The following is a 16,334-nucleotide window of genomic DNA, read 5'->3' as shown; positions in this document are numbered from 1 at the left end:
AGCTAGTGAGCAGGATAACGGCGCTTGCCGCAGACGCCCGGACGGAAGTTGAACATTCACCACCGGCCCGATGACGGTTTTGCCGCAACAGTCGGCAAAACAGCGTGGCAAAACCGTACCAGATCAAGGACGCTTGTGCGCCACTTGGTCAACAAGGCCGTACGCCTGCGCGTCATCGCCGGACATGAAATTGTCGCGGTCGGTGTCACGCGCGATGCGCTCGACGGGCTGACCCGTGTGGTGTGCGAGCAGATGATTCAGTCGATCCTTCAGGTACAGGATTTCGCGCGCCTGGATTTCGATGTCCGATGCCTGACCGCGCGCGCCGCCGAGCGGCTGGTGAATCATCACGCGCGAATTCGGCAGCGCGAAACGCTTGCCCTTCGCGCCGGCCGCGAGCAGAAACGCCCCCATGCTTGCCGCGAGCCCCATGCAAAGGGTCGAAACGTCCGGCTTGATGAACTGCATCGTATCGTAGATCGCCATACCGGCAGACACGGAGCCGCCCGGGCTGTTGATGTAGAAGTAGATGTCCTTGTCCGGATTCTCGCTTTCGAGAAACAGCATCTGCGCAACCACCAGGTTGGCTGTCTGGTCGTTCACTTCGCCCACGAGGAACACAATGCGTTCCTTCAGCAGCCGCGAATAAATATCATACGAACGCTCGCCCCGGCCGCTCGTTTCCACGACGATCGGCACCAGACCGAGTGCCTGCGCTTCGAGATCCCGGGACGACTGGGAGGTCAACGTGTCCAGCATTTGGGCGCGAAAGGTCATGCAATGGATCCTTGTCTGGAAATATTCTGAATATTAGCTGCTAGACACAGGTTGGTGCGACGAGCCCGTATTCAAGTGCCGTCTTTGTGTGCACCCAGGACCGGGATCCGGTACGTCACACACTCTCGCGGCGCAAAAAAACGGCGTGCGGGCCGTCGGTCGCTCCGACAGCCGGCACGCCGTTGCAGCGACGCTTACGCTTGCGCCGTTGCGCTTGCCAGTTCCTCGAAGCTCACTTCCTTGTCCGTCACCTTGGCCTTGCTGAGGACGAAGTCGACGACGTTGGCTTCAACGACGTACGCTTCCATTTCAGCAAGACGTTGCTGGTTCGAATAATACCAGCGGACGACTTCCTTCGGGTCTTCGTAGCTTTTCGCGAATTCGTCGACTTCGGCACGGATCTGCTCCGGCTTCGCCTGGAGCCCGTTCGCCTTGACGAGCTCGGCCAACACGAGACCCAGCTTGACGCGGCGCTCGGCCTGTTCCTTGAACATCGCAGCCGGGATCGGCGCGTCCTTCGCGTTCGGCACGCCACGCTGCTCCAGATCCTGGCGAGCCATAGCGACGAGGCGTTCCTGATCCTGTTCGATCAGCGCGTTCGGCACGTCGAGTTCCGAGATCTTCAGCAGCGCGTCCATCACCTGATTCTTGACGATGGCTTGCGTGCGGCGCTTCGCTTCGCGCTCGAGGTTGTCCTTGATTTCGGCGCGCATCTTGGTCAGATCGCCGTCCTGGATACCGAGCGATTTCGCGAATTCGCCATCGACTTCCGGCAGATGCGGCCATTCGATCTTCTTCATCGTGATCGTGAATTGCGCCGTCTTGCCCGCCACTTCCTTGCCGTGGTAGTCGTCCGGGAACTTCAGGTCGAATTCCTTCGCTTCGCCGACCTTCAGGCCGAGCGCCGCTTTTTCGAATTCCGGCAGCATGCGGCCTTCGCCGAGGATGAAGCCGAAGTCTTCGGCGCTACCGCCCTGGAACGCTTCACCGTCGATCTTGCCGACGAAGTCGACCGTCACGCGGTCGCCTTCTTTGGCCGACGCGTCAGCGCCGCCGTCGCCGTGCTCGCCGGCTTCGCCGCGAGCGTGGAAGTGCACGCGCTGCTTGCGCAGGATGTCCAGCGTGCGGTCGATCTCCGCTTCGCTGATGGTGGTCGTGGTGCGCTCGATTTCAGCCGTGGCGACGTCGCCCAGCTTCACTTCCGGGTACACCTCGAAGGTCGCGTCGAACGCGTAGCTGCCTTCAGCGGCGTCGGTCTTCGGCGCGAAGCTCGGCTGACCCGCGACACGCAGGTTCTCGGCGCGGCTGATGTCGAAGAATTCCTTGCCGACCTTGTCGCTCAGCACTTCGGCTTCCACCTGGCCCGAATACTGTTGCGTGACCATCTTGAGCGGCACTTTGCCCGGGCGGAAACCCGGCATGCGCACGTTCTTCGCGAGTTGACGGATACGCGAATCCACTTCCTTCTGCACGGCATCCTTCGGCAGGGAAATCGTCACGCGGCGTTCGAGCTTGCCGAGGTTTTCAACAACGTTAGCCATGGCTTCAATCGTCCTAAAATTATTCGAGCGAATCAGTTATCTTCTCCGTGCTGCCCGTCGATGTCGCTTCGCATCGATTTGCGCCGATTGCATCGATCGCGCACCTGCGCCGCGGGCTTGCAGGCCGCCGGCAGCACGGTTGAGTCCAAAGAGCCGAATATTTTAGCAAACTATTTGCGCGCCAAGCCGGGATTCGATGAATGCATCGAGTTTTCCCTTCATTCTGCGCGTTTTGCGGGGCATTTTCGGGTTGTTTTGGCACAGCAAGCGTGGTTTGTCTCTGGCGTCGCTATCCGGTTTGCAGCGATCCCGCCTATGCCTTTCGACATATTCAGCCGACGCCCCCATGCTGATAAGCTAACGCACTCGGTCGGGCCACCACCGCCGGTCACCAGCAGCCGGTCGCTTCATCGGCGCCAGCAACCGCTTACAACGACTCAAACCTCTCAGAGACACCATGCCGAATTCGTCGCCCTCGCCTGTCGTCGTCATCGCTCCCGATTCATTCAAAGGCTCGCTCAGCGCGGAAGAGGTCGCGCAGGCGATCGCAGCCGGCATACAGCGTGCACGCCCCGACGCAAGCGTGCGCATTTGTCCGATGGCCGACGGCGGCGAAGGCACGCTCGACGCCATGCTCACGAGCGGCGGCGAGCGCCGCACGCTTAGTGTGCGCGGCGCGGCCGGCCCGACGCGCGCGGCGCTCACAGGCCTGCTCGCGGATGGCAGCGCAATCATCGAAACGGCGGAAATCGTCGGCATTACGGACCCAGTCGGCATGGGCGTGCCGGTCGAGGCGCGCAGCACGCGTGGCATGGGTGAAGCGATTCGCGCGTTGCTCGACGCCGGCGTGCGGCGCTTTTTCGTCGCGCTCGGCGGCAGCAGCACGAACGACGGCGGCGCCGGCTTGCTGACCGGCCTCGGCCTGCAACTGTTCGACGCGCAAGGCAACGCGCTCGAAGGCACGCCCGAGCAGCTTGCACGCGTGGCGCGGGTCGATGCGTCGCTACTCGACGCGCGGCTTGCCGACACGCAGTTCGTGGGTATGTCGGACGTCGACAATCCGCTGACCGGCGAGCACGGCGCGACCGCGATCTTCGGACCGCAAAAAGGCGTGAAGCCCGAACAGGTCGCACCGATCGACGCGGCGCTCGCGCGCTTCGCCGATCTGCTCGAAGCCGCGCTCGGCCACAGCGCGCGCAACCTGCCGGGCGCGGGCGCGGCAGGCGGTCTCGGCTTCGCGTTGCATATGCTCGGCGCGCAGTTTGAGCCGGGCGCGGAGACCGTCGCGCGGCAAATCGGCCTCGACGCGGCGCTCGCCGGCGCCGACTGGCTGATCACCGGCGAAGGCCGCTCCGACGTACAGACGCTGCATGGCAAGGCGCCGTTCATCGCGTGCGCGCATGCGCGAGCCGCGGGCGTGCCGGCCACGCTGCTGTCGGGCGCAGTCGACCCCGCCGCGCTGCCACGCCTCGCCGAACACTTCAGCGGCTGCTTTTCGCCGGCGCCCGGGCCGATCACGCTCGACGTCGCGATTCGCGACGCAGCGCGCCTGCTCGCCAACGAGGCCGAGCAGTTGACGCGGCTGAAATACGGCGTGCGTTGACCCGCGAAACGGTTGCCGCAACAATCACAGCGCCACGACCGTTCCACACATCACGGGGTGACCATGAAGGACTCCGCCAAAGCCGGGCTCGAGCAACTCCTCACGTATCGTCTGCATGTTCTAAACAAACTGGCCGAGCGCGGCATCAGCGCGCGCTACGCGGCGAAGCTCGACGTAACGCTGCCTGAAGCGCGTGTGATTGCGTCGGTGGGATCGTTCGGACCATTCTCGATCATGGAACTGGCACGTCATGCCAATCTGGACAAAAGCCAGGCGAGTCGCGCAGCCGAAGCGCTGATCCGGCAGGGACTCGTGCAACGCGAGACGAGCGCCGCGGACGGCCGCGTCGTGCTGGTCTCGCTGACGCAGGAAGGCCGCGCGCTGTATCGCAAGGTGATGCCGATCGCGCGCAAGTGGAACGGCGATATGTTCGACTGTCTCGACGAAGAAGAAAGGGCCGCGTTCGGCGCGGCGCTCGACAAGGTAATTCGCGCGATGAACGCGCGGGAGTGATCACCCGCGGCGCACCGGCCACATTTGAAGAGCGCCGTTTCACGGCATTGGGCGGCGCGTGTCAAAATTGAGCATTGGCCAACGTGCCTTCACCCTCTTTTTCATCCAGGGACGTTTCAGTGGACATCAACAAACAGGTCGCGGCACTCACCGCGTCGGAACTTCAGACCGCCGGCGCGAGCCAGGCAACCGCAATCGCGGTCAGCGTCGTGCTGCGTCATCTTCGTTCGCCGGAACTGGCGAAACTTCTGTCGTCGGCATTTGAAAATCATCAGGCCGTGATGCTGCAAACGCCATGGCCGGACCAGATGCTGCAGGCGTTCGAGTCGACGCGCCGCTTCCTCGAAGGTGCCGCGCAAGCGGAGTTGCCGGGTTCGCAGCAAGCGCCGGGAACGCCGGGCGCCTAAGTCGCGCGGCCGCAATGACAGGCCGCCGGGCAACCCTGCGGCCTTGCAGAGACCGTGCAGCAAAGAAAAAACCCCGTCGGTCCAAAGACTTGACGGGGTTTTTCTTGACTACCAATAAATGGTGCGAGGGAGGGGACTCGAACCCCTACACCCTTGCGGGCGTCAGGACCTAAACCTGGTGCGTCTACCAATTTCGCCACCCTCGCAGCCGGGTACGCCGCGATGCGTCGTGCCCGATTGTCCTGTGCACTTCCATGCGCGCCAAACACGTGCCCGAAAGCGTAAGCGCGAGATTCTAACCGATTGATTCGCGCTTGTCTGCACCCGTCGGTATCTGCGCGCGCGGCGCCGATGCTACAATTTTCGGCTCGTCGAGACGGGCGCCGCAACGGACGCCTGCGCCCTTCTCGCCAGCCCTTCCCCACACTCTCATCCCGTGAATTTCGACGACTATTGCCAGCAGAAAGCGGCGCCCCCTGGATCGAGCACCTACTATGCGCTTCGCCAGGCCCGCGCAGCCAGTCAGCCGCTGTTGACGGCGCTCTTCGCATTGCGTCGCGAGTTCGAGGAAACGGTCAAGGAGACGAGCGATCCCGCGGTCGGCCGCACCAAGCTCGCGTGGTGGCAGAAAGAAATCGCCGCGCTCGCTGCGGGCTCGCCGTCGCATCCGGTGTCCAAGGCCCTCGCGGCCTATCTGCCCGACGCGCAGGCCGAGTATCCGGCTCTGCAGGAATTGCTCGCGGGCTTCGAGATGGATCTCGACCAGGCACGCTATCTCGACTATCCGAACCTGCGGCGCTATGTGCGCGGGGTCGGCGGCAATTTCGCGTCGCTGGTGTCGCGCGCCGCGGCAGCCGGATCGGCCGACGATGCCGAGCAAGCGTCGACGTGGGCGGCTCCGCTCGGCGAGGCGCTGATGCTCGCGCAGTTCGTCGCCGAAACCGGCAACGATGCGCGGCACGGCCGCATCTACGTGCCGATCGACGAGATGCAGCGCTACAACGTCACCGCCGCCGATCTGATCAACCGCAAATACACCGACGCGTTCACCGAGCTGATGCGCTTCGAGACGCATCGCGCGCGCGATGCCGTGCAGAGCGCGCTCGCCGCGGTGCCCGCGAGCGCGCGGCGTGCCCAGCGCACGCTGCTCGCGCTCGCAGCGCTCGCGTTGGCATTGCTTGATGAAATCGAGCGCGACGGTTATCACGTGCTGCATCAACGCATCGCGTTGACGCCGATCCGCAAGCTATGGATCGCATGGCGCGCGAAGTAGCCTGACAGCGAGGCGCGTCGATTCGCACCCATCCGCTCACGCCCGCAGCAATGGCAGCGGCTCGAACCGCTGCCGCAGAATCGTCGACGCGTCCAAGTCCCACCAGGGCCCGAGCACCGTCGCATAAATCTGGCGAAAATCCACGCCGACCGGCAGGTTGCCATTTCCGTCGAGCCGCGCAAGCATCGGCGGTACGCCATGCAAACCGCCCCGCACGCGACCACCCGTCACGAGGTGCGGCGCCACCGTGCCGTGATCGGTGCCGTTGCTCTCATTCTCGCGCGGACGGCGCCCGAACTCCGCATACGTCATCACGAGCGTATCGTTCCACCGGCCCAACTCGACGAGCGCGGCCTGCATCGCCACCATCCCTTGCGCGAAGTGTTGAAGCAACGCGGCGTGCTGTCCGCGCTGGTTCTGGTGCGTATCGAAACCGTTCATCGTTAGCCGGATCACGACCACACCTCGGCCGCTCGATGACTGCTCCATTGGCGCGCGTCCGGCGGCAGCTATCTTCAGGGTGTCCGAAGCGGCCAGCACCTGCATCGCCGTTTTGATCGAACTGCCGAACGCGCCATCAGGAAACGCGGTCTTCAACTCAGGTACCGGCGTCGCGAGTCGCAAGATTCCGACGAACTGTGTGCGATTGACCAGCGCGATCGCGCGCGCGCCATTTGCGAGCGGCCCCATTTCGGCGCTGCCGATCACGACGCCGTCGGCCGCGAAATCGAAGGGCACCGGCTTCATCGCGAACGCGCGCGTGAGCCAGCCGTCGCGCAGATACTGATCGGAGCGTGACGCGGTATCCCAGATCTCGATCGACCGGAAATGCGACAGGTTCGGCTGCGCGTAGCCGACACCCTGCACGATCGCGAGTTGCCGGCTGCGCCACAGCGGCATCAACGGCTGCAACGCTGGATGCAGCGTGGTGCGCTCGTCGAGGTGGATCATCTGTTCGCGTTTGATGCCGATGTTTTTGCGCAGCGCGTAGTACGCGGGATCGGCGAACGGGATCACTGTGTTCAAACCGTCGTTGCCGCCTTTGAGTTCGATCAGGATCAGCAGGTTGTCGTAACCGCGCCCCGGCACAACCGACGCTTTCGATGCATCCCGCCAATGCGCGGCGTTCGCGTCCTCCACGGCGAGCGCGCGAGGCAAACACAGCAATGCGCCGGCGGCCGCGCTCATCGACAGAAAGCTGCGTCGTTTCATGCTGCACCTCGTCGTGATCATGATGGCGCGTGCCGGGCCGCCCGTTGCCTCTGCGCGAGCCAGATCGCGATGTCAAAGCGTACGCCACCCCGGCCATTGCGCGCCATGACGCGCTGCAGCGGCGGGCGCACCTGATTCGAGGCAAGCGCTGGCCGCGCCATTCATGCGCGGCGCCCCTGCACTGCTGGTTGCGCGAAACAGTTGCTCGACGAACTGCTTGTGCGCGAGCAGCGTCGAGCTGTTGATCCGCGACCGAACGCGCGATCGGCGCGACGAACCGCGAGGTATCGTCGTAGCCGGCATCGAATGCGCGCGCGCCGATCACGAACTCGACTGGCGGCGAAGGCGTGTTCGCCCGGCGCGCACTCAGCTAGCACGTAATAGTTCGTAACGCGGTCCGAGCCGCATTTGTTGCTCGCGACGCTGGTCCGGTCTCCGTGTGATGCGCTCGGCACGCATTGGAATGGGCTCGAACACCCAGTCAGGAGACGCCGATATCGCTTCGCTGCGCGCGCTAACGCGCGACGCTCACCACACACGTTGAAAAGGTTCGCCAACGCTGATCCGTTGCGCGTGAAATCTCGAACGGATAGCGACTCAACAGAGCAGCGGACGAGGAAGTGGAAGCGGAAGGTGCAACAGGATTGTTCACGCGACGATGCGCGCGCTGAGACTAACGCTTGTACAACTCGCGCACGGCGTCTTCGATGTGCTGCCGCAGCAGCCGACGCTCTTCGGGCGTCATATGCCCGTCGCGCCGACGTTGATCGAGATCAGGGGGAACTGCGGTACGCAACATCACGTCAGAAGCAGGGTGATCGATGCTCGGATTGCGGTGGCTAGGTTTGCCATTGCCGGAGCGGGGCGCATGCTCGCTCGCCGCTCTATCCGCGGACGGCTGCGCATGGGCGAGCGTCGGGCCCAGTGTGCCTGCGAGCGTACCGGCAACCGCCAGTGCAATCACGCTCAGGCGCACATTTGGCCAAACCCCTCCCTTCATGTTGTTCCCTTCGTGGCGCGGCAACCGGCTACCTCAGATGCGTATACAAACCCCGGTAACAGCCGGGTGCGAGAGTTTTGTCGAGTGAAGTATCCACCGAACAGCCGCATTCAGTAAAGGAGTCTAAACGCGCATACTTTACGTCGCGCCATACCGCGGGTAAATTTTGTAACTGACTGTAACCCCAGAAATGGTGTAACCGCGCACCACTTTCTAATCGCGCTAAGATGCCGACCATGGAAACCAAAAACCCTTCGAAAATCCTCGTCGTCGACGACGATCCACGCCTGCGCGATCTTCTGCGCCGCTATCTCGGTGAGCAGGGCTTCAACGTCTACGTCGCCGAAAATGCGCCGTCAATGAACAAGCTCTGGGTGCGCGAGCGCTTCGATCTGCTGGTGCTCGATCTGATGCTGCCCGGTGAGGACGGCCTGTCGATCTGCCGGCGTCTGCGCGGCAGCAACGACCGCACGCCGATCATCATGCTGACAGCCAAGGGGGAGGATGTCGATCGCATCGTCGGACTCGAGATGGGTGCCGACGACTACCTGCCCAAGCCGTTCAATCCGCGTGAACTGGTCGCGCGCATTCACGCGGTGCTGCGCCGTCAGTCGCCGTCCGAATTGCCGGGCGCGCCGTCCGAGACCACCGAGGTGTTCGAGTTCGGTGAGTTCGCACTGAATCTCGCCACCCGCACGCTGACCAAGGCCGGCCAGGAAATTCCGCTTACCACCGGTGAATTCTCGGTGCTGAAGGTGTTCGCCCGTCATCCGCGTCAGCCGCTGTCGCGCGAAAAGCTGATGGAGCTCGCACGCGGCCGCGAATACGAAGTCTTCGACCGCAGCCTCGACGTGCAGATCTCGCGTCTGCGCAAGCTGATCGAGCCGGACCCGGGCAGCCCGCGCTTCATTCAGACCGTGTGGGGGCTCGGCTACGTGTTCATTCCCGACGGCGCAGCCTGAGTTTGTGCTCAGTTTTCATGTCGACCAGAGTAGGCGCTTTAGCTGTCGATCAGAGTTCGCGCTTCAGTGCGTCACCTGGTCCCATGCAAAGCGCCTGCTTCGGTCCCATATAGTTTCTGTCTTTGACTTCAGATAAGAAGGGCCCATGCGGATCGACCGGCGCCTCCTGACGCTCGCGTTCGGCGGCCTTTTCTGGCGGACCTTTCTGCTGATCGCGCTATTGATCGCAGTCAGTCTCGCCGCGTGGTTCCAGAGCTTTCGCGTGATCGAGCGGGAGCCGCGTGCGCAGCGCGTGGCTCTGCAACTCGTCGCGATCGTCAAACTCACGCGCACCGCACTCCTCTATTCCGATCCCGACCTGCGGCGCGCGCTGCTGCAGGATCTGGAGAGCAATGAAGGGGTGCGCGTGTATCCGCGCGAAGCCACCGACAAATACAAACTCCAGCCCGACGAATCACTGAATCGTCTGATCGAGCACGACATCCGCGGCCGTCTCGGCGACGACACCGTGATCGCGCAGAGCGTCAACGACATCAACGGCGTATGGATCAGCTTCAAGATCGACGACGACGATTACTGGGTGGCCCTCGATCGCGATCAGCTCGATAACGCGACCGGCCTGCAGTGGGCCGGCTGGGGCGTGTTCGCGCTTGCGCTGTCGCTGTTCGGCGCGGCGTTCATCACGAGTCTGGTGAACCGGCCTTTTGCGCGCCTCGCGATGGCCGCGCGTAGGGTCGGCTCCGGGCAATCGCCCGAGCCGCTGCCCGAGCGCGGCATGGGCGTCGCCGCCGAAACCAATCGAAGCTTCAATCAGATGGTGCGCGACCTCGAACAGCTCGAGGCCGATCGCGCGCTGATGCTCGCGGGCATCTCGCACGATTTGCGCACGCCGCTCGCGCGGCTGCGGCTCGAAACCGAAATGAGCCCGTCCGATCAGGCCACCAAGGACGCGATGGTCGACGACATCGAGCAGATGGACATGATCATCGGCCGCTTCCTCGACTACGCGCGTCCGGTGCAGCGCGTGCCGGAACCGGTCGACCTGTCGGTGATCGCGAGCGAGCTCGCCGCGCGGATGCAAAGCGAGGACAGCATGCGGCTGATCACGCGGCTCGCTCCGTCGGCGGTGATCGAGGCCGATGAAACCGACATGCGGCGCGTGGTCGGCAATCTGCTCGAGAACGCGCGCAAATATGGTCTCAGCGACGGTGACGGTGTGCCACACGTGATTCTCGAAACGCGCGTGTCGCATTCGCGCGTCGAACTGTCGGTGGTGGACGAAGGCCCCGGCATTCCCGAAGACCAGCTCGCGCTCGTCACGCGGCCGTTCTACCGCGTGAATTCGGCGCGCACCCAGGCCAACGGCACGGGCCTCGGCATGGCGATCGTGCAGCGGCTCGTCGCGCGTTATCGCGGCGCGCTGCGTCTGCGCAACCGCTCGCCCGGACCTGGGCTTGAAGTGACGATCGAGTTTCCGCTCGCGAAAAGCGCGTGAGCCGACGACGCGCGGCACGGCGCGCCGTCGTGATTCGAAGCACGCCGCTTTATGTGACTTCCGAAGGAGCCTTTGCATGAAAACCGTTGGCGACAAACTCGAAGCGTTCACCGTCATTGCCGCGAAACCGGGCTTCAACCATCACGAAGAACACGGCGTCTCGGCATTCGAATACATCACCGATCAGTCCTTTCCGGGCAAGTGGAAAATCATCTACTTCTATCCGAAGGATTTTTCGCTGGTCTGCCCGACGGAAATCGTCGATTTCAGCAAGCTCGTCAAGGAGTTCGAGGACCGCGAGGCGGTGCTGCTCGGCGGCAGCGTCGACAATGAGTACGTGAAGCTCGCGTGGCGCCGCGAGGACAAGGCGCTCGACAGGCTCAACCACTACTCGTTCGGCGACGTGAAAGGCGAGCTGATCGACCAGCTCGGCGTGCGCGACAAGGAAGCGGGCGTCGCGCTGCGCGCGACCTATATCGTCGATCCGGACAACACGATCCAGCACGTGTCGGTCAACAATCTATACGTGGGCCGTAACCCCCAGGAAGTGCTGCGCATCCTCGACGGCCTGCAAACGGACGAGCTGTGCCCGAGCAATCGGACGATCGGCGGCGCGACGCTGTAAGCGGCACCGCCGGTCACTCAAACAAAAAGTCCTCTCAGCTCCTGACCAGCAACACCGCGGCCTGCGCCTCGATGCCCTCGCCGCGGCCGAGATAACCGAGCTTCTCGTTCGTCTTCGCCTTGACGTTCACGCGCTCGATCGGCAGGCCGAGGTCCGCCGCAATATTCGCGCGCATCCCTTCGATATGCGGCGCGAGCTTCGGCGCCTGCGCGATCACGCTGCTATCGACGTTGCCGATCGCAAAACCCGCCGCCTTCACGCGCCCCACGCATTCACGCAACAGCACGCGGCTGTCGGCGCCGGCGAACTTCGCGTCGGTATCGGAGAAGTGGCGGCCGATATCGCCCAGCGCGGCCGCGCCGAACAGCGCGTCGGTGATCGCGTGCAGCAGCACGTCCGCGTCCGAGTGACCGAGCAGCCCGCGCTCGTACGGAATCGTCACGCCGCCGATGATCAACGCGCGTCCCGGCACCAGCGCATGCACGTCGTAGCCTTGCCCAATTCTGAAATCCATATGCGTCACATCCTCAAGTGCTGAAGCTTCTAAAGCTTCTTTAAAGCCTTTCCAAATCTTTCTATCGTGCGTATGCGAGGTATCACGAACCGGCGGCGCGGCTCAGAATCGCCTCGGCCAGATCGAAATCTTCCGGATACGTGACCTTGAAATTGCGCAGACTGCCTTGCACGAGCTTCGGCGCATGCCCTGACCATTCGATCGCGCTCGCCTCGTCGGTCAGATCGTGGCCGTCGGCCTGCGCACGCAGGATCGCCTCGCGCAGCATGCCGATGCGGAACATCTGCGGCGTCTGCGCCTGCCACAAGCCGTCGCGTGCCTCGGTACGGGCGATGCGGCCATCGGTCGACGTGCGATCGATACGCTTTAACGTATCGGCGACCGGCAGCGCCATGATGCCGCCGACCGCATCGTCCTTTAGCGTTCCGATCAAAGTGCGGATCAGCGCCGGCGTGATGCCGGGCCGGGCTGCGTCGTGCACGAGCACCCAATCGTCGTCGTGGGCGCCGAACTCGGCGAGCGCGTGCAGACCGTTGAGCACCGACGCCTGGCGCGACGCGCCGCCCACGCGCCGCACCGCGAAACGCAGATTGCCGAAGCGGCGCGCGTCGAAGTGCTGGTCGTCGGGTGCGATGACGACTAGCGTCTGCGTGAATTCGCTGCACGCGTCGAACGCGGCGAGCGAGTAATGCAGCATGTCGCGGCCGGCGACAGTGCGGTATTGCTTGGGCATCGCGGCGCCGGAACGGCTGCCGGTGCCCGCGCACGGGATCAGGGCGAAGAGACGGGAAGTCACGAGTGCGGATGCCGCCAGGTCAAAGTAAAGGACGGATTTTATAATACGTCCTTCGCATTCACGCCCGTGGACGCGTAAACTTGGCCGTCCGTCGTGTGAGCCCCGAGCCGCTTTCTCTTCTTTATGCCAGACATCGCCGCAATCTCGCAGTCCTCCTCGCCCGTCGCGCTCGTCAAGGCCGGCCAGCGTTTCGCCTTCGACGGCACGCGCGGTTCGTCCGACGCGCTGCTGATCGCCCGCTACCACCTCAGCTATCGCGAGAAGATGCCGCTGCTGGCGGTGGTCTGCGAAAGCGCGGTCGACGCGCAGCGGCTGTCGCAGGAAATCGGCTTCTTCGCGCCCGACGCGCGCGTGCGCCTCTTGCCCGACTGGGAGACGCTGCCTTACGACACGTTTTCGCCGCACCAGGACCTCGTGTCCGAGCGTCTCGCGACGCTGCACGATCTCGGCGAAGGCCGCTGCGACATCCTGCTCGTGCCGGCCACGACGGCCTTGTACCGGATGCCCCCCGCGTCGTTCCTCGCCGCTTACACGTTCTCGTTCTCGCAGGGCGAACGGCTCGACGAAGCGAAGCTGAAGGCGCAGCTGACGCTCGCCGGCTACGAGCACGTGAGCCAGGTCGTGCGTCCCGGCGAATACTGCGTGCGCGGCTCGCTGCTCGATCTGTTCCCGATGGGCTCCCCGCTGCCCTACCGGATCGACCTGTTCGATGACCAGGTCGACTCGATCCGCGCATTCGACCCCGACACGCAGCGCAGTCTCTATCCGGTCAAGGACGTGCGCCTGCTGCCGGGCCGCGAATTCCCGTTCGACGAAGCCGCGCGCACCGCATTCCGCAGCCGCTGGCGTGAGACCTTCGAGGGCGATCCGAGCCGCGCATCGATCTATAAAGACATCGGCAACGGCGTGCCGTCGGCGGGCATCGAATACTATCTGCCGCTGTTCTTCGAGGAAACGGCCACCCTCTTCCATTACCTGCCCGACGGTTCCCAGCTCGCGTTCGTCGGCGATCTGGACGCGGCGATCCGGCGCTTCACGAACGACACGAAGCAGCGCTTCAACTTCCTGTCGCACGACCGCGACCGGCCGATACTCGAACCGCAGAAGCTGTTCCTGTCGGACGAAGATTTCTTCACGTTCGCGAAACCGTTCGCACGGCTCGTGCTGCCCACCAACGGCGGCGGCGCCTGGTCGATCGCTCTGCCGAACCTCGCGATCGACCGCCACGCCGACGACCCCGTCTCGGCACTGCGCGCGTATCTGAGCACGACGCCGAACCGCGTGCTGTTCGCCGCCGAATCGGCGGGCCGTCGCGAGACGCTGCTGCAACTGCTCGCCGACAATCAGCTAAAGCCCGCCTCGGCCGACAGCTTCGCCGACTGGCTCAAGGGCGATGCGCCGTTCTCGCTCGGCGTCGCGCCGCTCGCGAACGGCTTCGCGGTGCCGGACGAAGGCATTGCGATCATCACCGAAACCGAGCTGTACGGGCCGCTCGCGCGCCGCGCGGGGCGCCGCCGCCAGGAGCAGGCGAGCAACGTCGATTCGATGGTGCGCGATCTGTCCGAGCTGAAAGTGGGCGATCCGGTCGTGCATTCGCAGCACGGCATCGGCCGCTACATGGGTCTGGTCACGATGGACCTCGGCGAAGGCGAAACCGAGTTCCTGCACCTCGAATACGCGGGCGACAGCAAGCTCTACGTGCCGGTCGCGCAATTGCACGTGATCTCGCGCTACAGCGGCGCCGATCCGGAAAGCGCGCCGCTGCATTCGCTGGGTTCGGGCCAGTGGGAAAAGGCCAAGCGCAAGGCCGCGCAGCAGATCCGCGATACCGCCGCCGAACTGCTCAACCTGTACGCGCGCCGCGCCGCCCGCGAAGGCCACGCGTTCGCGCTCGAACCGAAGGACTATGTGAAATTCGCCGAGAGCTTCGGTTTCGAGGAGACGCCGGACCAGGCCGCTGCGATTGCGGCCGTGATCGGCGACATGACGGGCGGCAAGCCGATGGACCGGCTCGTGTGCGGCGACGTCGGCTTCGGCAAGACCGAGGTCGCGTTGCGCGCGGCGTTCATCGCGGTGATGGGCGGCAAGCAGGTCGCGCTGCTGTCACCCACCACGCTGCTCGCCGAACAGCACACGCAAACCTTCAGTGACCGCTTCTCCGACTGGCCGGTGCGCATCGCCGAGCTGTCGCGCTTCAAGTCGACCAAGGAAGTGAACGCGGCGATCCAGCAGATCAACGAAGGTTCGGTCGACATCGTGATCGGCACGCACAAGCTGCTGTCGTCGGATGTGCAGTTCAAGCGGCTCGGGCTCGTGATCATCGACGAGGAGCATCGCTTCGGCGTGCGTCAGAAGGAAGCGCTGAAGGCGCTGCGCGCTGAAGTCGACGTGCTGACGCTGACCGCGACGCCGATTCCGCGCACGCTCGGCATGGCGCTCGAAGGCCTGCGCGATTTCTCGGTGATCGCCACGGCGCCGCAAAAGCGCCTTGCGATCAAGACCTTCGTGCGGCGCGAGGAAGACAGCGTGATTCGCGAAGCGATGCTGCGCGAGCTGAAGCGCGGCGGCCAGGTCTACTTCCTGCACAACGAAGTCGAGACGATCGAGAACCGCCGGCAGATGCTCGAAGCACTCGTGCCCGAAGCGCGCATCGCGGTCGCGCATGGCCAGATGCACGAGCGCGAACTGGAACGCGTGATGCGCGACTTCGTCGCGCAACGCGCGAACGTGCTGCTGTGCACGACGATCATCGAAACCGGCATCGACGTGCCGAGCGCGAACACGATCCTGATCCATCGCGCCGACAAGTTCGGTCTCGCGCAATTGCATCAGTTGCGGGGCCGCGTCGGCCGCTCGCATCACCAGGCGTATTCGTATCTGCTCGTGCATGATCCGCAGGGACTCACCAAGCAGGCGCAACGACGGCTCGAAGCAATCCAGCAGATGGAGGAACTCGGCTCGGGCTTCTATCTCGCGATGCACGACCTCGAGATTCGCGGCACCGGCGAGGTGCTCGGCGACAAGCAGTCGGGCGAGATTCACGAAATCGGCTTCCAGCTTTATACCGACATGCTCAACGACGCGGTGAAGGCGCTGAAGAACGGCAAGGAGCCGGACCTCACCGCGCCGCTCGCGGCGACCACCGAGATCAACCTGCATGCGCCGGCGATCCTGCCGTCGGACTACTGCGGCGACGTGCAGGAACGTCTGTCGCTGTACAAGCGCCTCGCGAACTGCGAACACAGCGATTCGATCGACGGTATCCAGGAGGAGCTGATCGACCGCTTCGGCAAGCTGCCGCCGCAGGCGCATGCGCTGGTGGAGACGCATCGTCTGCGGCTCGCCGCGAAACCGCTCGGCATTTCGAAGATCGATGCCGGCGAAGCGGTGATCGGCCTGCAGTTCATCCCTAATCCGCCCGTCGACGCGATGCGGATCATCGAGATGGTGCAGAAGCACAAGCACATCAAGCTCGCGGGCCAGGACAAGCTGCGTATCGAAACGCGCAGCCCGGATCTCGCAGTGCGCGTCGCGACCGTCAAGGAGACCTTGCGCGCGCTCGGTTCGCCGAGCCGCGGCACCGCGCCGGCGCCCGCGCGCTGAGGGTCCTGAAACA

The 16,334-nt window shown here is 64.1% G+C and carries 14 protein-coding genes and 1 tRNA gene; 8 read left to right on the top strand and 7 right to left on the bottom strand.

Annotation, left to right across the window (positions count from 1 at the left end; translation table 11 throughout):
- Nucleotides 1–123: 123 nt before the first annotated feature.
- Together clpP and tig are read right to left on the bottom strand one after the other, a co-directional pair.
- Nucleotides 124–777, bottom strand: a complete 654-nt coding sequence (clpP, locus tag AB3X95_RS02685) for an ATP-dependent Clp endopeptidase proteolytic subunit ClpP (protein ID WP_013089401.1) — start codon at nucleotides 775–777, stop codon at nucleotides 124–126.
- Nucleotides 778–971: 194 nt separating this feature from the next.
- Complete coding sequence (gene tig, locus AB3X95_RS02680; protein WP_176367323.1) at nucleotides 972–2,318, bottom strand: trigger factor; 1,347 nt, start codon at nucleotides 2,316–2,318, stop codon at nucleotides 972–974.
- Between the two features lie 457 nt (nucleotides 2,319–2,775).
- On the opposite strand from tig, the gene AB3X95_RS02675 reads away from it, so the two are divergent.
- The 3 genes from AB3X95_RS02675 (at nucleotide 2,776) to AB3X95_RS02665 (ending at nucleotide 4,841) form a co-directional block, all read left to right on the top strand.
- Entirely contained in the window at nucleotides 2,776–3,921 is a 1,146-nt protein-coding gene (locus AB3X95_RS02675; protein WP_368620597.1) for a glycerate kinase, read from the top strand.
- 63 nt (nucleotides 3,922–3,984) lie between these two features.
- A complete protein-coding gene (locus tag AB3X95_RS02670) occupies nucleotides 3,985–4,434 on the top strand; it encodes a MarR family winged helix-turn-helix transcriptional regulator (protein ID WP_176108605.1) in 450 nt (149 codons plus the stop codon).
- 119 nt (nucleotides 4,435–4,553) lie between these two features.
- Nucleotides 4,554–4,841 (top strand): hypothetical protein, encoded by a 288-nt coding sequence (locus tag AB3X95_RS02665; protein WP_176108606.1) that lies wholly within the window; start codon nucleotides 4,554–4,556, stop codon nucleotides 4,839–4,841.
- Between the two features lie 119 nt (nucleotides 4,842–4,960).
- Here AB3X95_RS02665 and AB3X95_RS02660 read toward each other — a convergent pair.
- A tRNA-Leu gene (locus AB3X95_RS02660) sits at nucleotides 4,961–5,047 on the bottom strand.
- Nucleotides 5,048–5,277: 230 nt separating this feature from the next.
- Here AB3X95_RS02660 and AB3X95_RS02655 point away from each other — a divergent pair.
- Nucleotides 5,278–6,114, top strand: a complete 837-nt coding sequence (locus tag AB3X95_RS02655) for a squalene/phytoene synthase family protein (protein ID WP_176108607.1) — start codon at nucleotides 5,278–5,280, stop codon at nucleotides 6,112–6,114.
- Between the two features lie 36 nt (nucleotides 6,115–6,150).
- Here AB3X95_RS02655 and AB3X95_RS02650 read toward each other — a convergent pair whose 3' ends face one another.
- Nucleotides 6,151–7,326 (bottom strand): DUF1501 domain-containing protein, encoded by a 1,176-nt coding sequence (locus AB3X95_RS02650; RefSeq protein ID WP_368620596.1) that lies wholly within the window; start codon nucleotides 7,324–7,326, stop codon nucleotides 6,151–6,153.
- A 673-nt stretch (nucleotides 7,327–7,999) separates the two neighbouring features.
- The gene (locus AB3X95_RS02645; protein ID WP_176108610.1) at nucleotides 8,000–8,326 is read right to left on the bottom strand and encodes a hypothetical protein; all 327 of its coding nucleotides are present in this window, start codon (nucleotides 8,324–8,326) and stop codon (nucleotides 8,000–8,002) included.
- Between the two features lie 236 nt (nucleotides 8,327–8,562).
- Here AB3X95_RS02645 and ompR point away from each other — a divergent pair, with 236 nt between their 5' ends.
- The 3 genes from ompR (at nucleotide 8,563) to AB3X95_RS02630 (ending at nucleotide 11,408) form a co-directional block, all read left to right on the top strand.
- Nucleotides 8,563–9,288, top strand: a complete 726-nt coding sequence (gene ompR, locus AB3X95_RS02640; protein ID WP_033379433.1) for a two-component system response regulator OmpR — start codon at nucleotides 8,563–8,565, stop codon at nucleotides 9,286–9,288.
- Nucleotides 9,289–9,433: 145 nt separating this feature from the next.
- Nucleotides 9,434–10,783 (top strand): ATP-binding protein, encoded by a 1,350-nt coding sequence (locus AB3X95_RS02635; RefSeq protein WP_013089393.1) that lies wholly within the window; start codon nucleotides 9,434–9,436, stop codon nucleotides 10,781–10,783.
- Nucleotides 10,784–10,859: 76 nt separating this feature from the next.
- Entirely contained in the window at nucleotides 10,860–11,408 is a 549-nt protein-coding gene (locus tag AB3X95_RS02630; protein ID WP_176119857.1) for a peroxiredoxin, read from the top strand.
- A gap of 34 nt (nucleotides 11,409–11,442) precedes the next feature.
- Here the strand turns inward: AB3X95_RS02630 and ispF are convergent, their stop codons facing one another.
- Nucleotides 11,443–11,922, bottom strand: coding sequence for a 2-C-methyl-D-erythritol 2,4-cyclodiphosphate synthase (ispF, locus tag AB3X95_RS02625; RefSeq protein ID WP_176119858.1), 480 nt, complete (start codon nucleotides 11,920–11,922; stop codon nucleotides 11,443–11,445).
- Between the two features lie 82 nt (nucleotides 11,923–12,004).
- Nucleotides 12,005–12,718 (bottom strand): 2-C-methyl-D-erythritol 4-phosphate cytidylyltransferase, encoded by a 714-nt coding sequence (ispD, locus tag AB3X95_RS02620; protein ID WP_176119859.1) that lies wholly within the window; start codon nucleotides 12,716–12,718, stop codon nucleotides 12,005–12,007.
- Between the two features lie 123 nt (nucleotides 12,719–12,841).
- Between ispD and mfd the strand changes: the two genes are divergently transcribed.
- Nucleotides 12,842–16,321, top strand: coding sequence for a transcription-repair coupling factor (gene mfd, locus AB3X95_RS02615; RefSeq protein WP_368620595.1), 3,480 nt, complete (start codon nucleotides 12,842–12,844; stop codon nucleotides 16,319–16,321).
- Nucleotides 16,322–16,334: the final 13 nt, after the last annotated feature.

This window comes from Paraburkholderia sp. BR13444 (assembly GCF_040948755.1).
GTDB lineage: Bacteria > Pseudomonadota > Gammaproteobacteria > Burkholderiales > Burkholderiaceae > Paraburkholderia > Paraburkholderia youngii.
The sequence above is the reverse complement of the archived record's forward strand: the minus strand, read 5'-3'. Positions and strand labels throughout refer to the sequence as shown.

Excerpts from the sequence above, each read along its gene's own strand:
- clpP (WP_013089401.1), bottom strand. The coding sequence starts at position 777 with ATGACCTTTCGCGCCCAAATGCTGGACACGTTGACCTCCCAGTCGTCC.
- tig (WP_176367323.1), bottom strand. The coding sequence starts at position 2,318 with ATGGCTAACGTTGTTGAAAACCTCGGCAAGCTCGAACGCCGCGTGACG.
- AB3X95_RS02675 (WP_368620597.1), top strand. The coding sequence starts at position 2,776 with ATGCCGAATTCGTCGCCCTCGCCTGTCGTCGTCATCGCTCCCGATTCA.
- AB3X95_RS02670 (WP_176108605.1), top strand. The coding sequence starts at position 3,985 with ATGAAGGACTCCGCCAAAGCCGGGCTCGAGCAACTCCTCACGTATCGT.
- AB3X95_RS02650 (WP_368620596.1), bottom strand. The coding sequence starts at position 7,326 with ATGAAACGACGCAGCTTTCTGTCGATGAGCGCGGCCGCCGGCGCATTG.
- AB3X95_RS02645 (WP_176108610.1), bottom strand. The coding sequence starts at position 8,326 with ATGAAGGGAGGGGTTTGGCCAAATGTGCGCCTGAGCGTGATTGCACTG.
- ompR (WP_033379433.1), top strand. The coding sequence starts at position 8,563 with ATGGAAACCAAAAACCCTTCGAAAATCCTCGTCGTCGACGACGATCCA.
- AB3X95_RS02635 (WP_013089393.1), top strand. The coding sequence starts at position 9,434 with ATGCGGATCGACCGGCGCCTCCTGACGCTCGCGTTCGGCGGCCTTTTC.
- AB3X95_RS02630 (WP_176119857.1), top strand. The coding sequence starts at position 10,860 with ATGAAAACCGTTGGCGACAAACTCGAAGCGTTCACCGTCATTGCCGCG.
- ispF (WP_176119858.1), bottom strand. The coding sequence starts at position 11,922 with ATGGATTTCAGAATTGGGCAAGGCTACGACGTGCATGCGCTGGTGCCG.
- mfd (WP_368620595.1), top strand. The coding sequence starts at position 12,842 with ATGCCAGACATCGCCGCAATCTCGCAGTCCTCCTCGCCCGTCGCGCTC.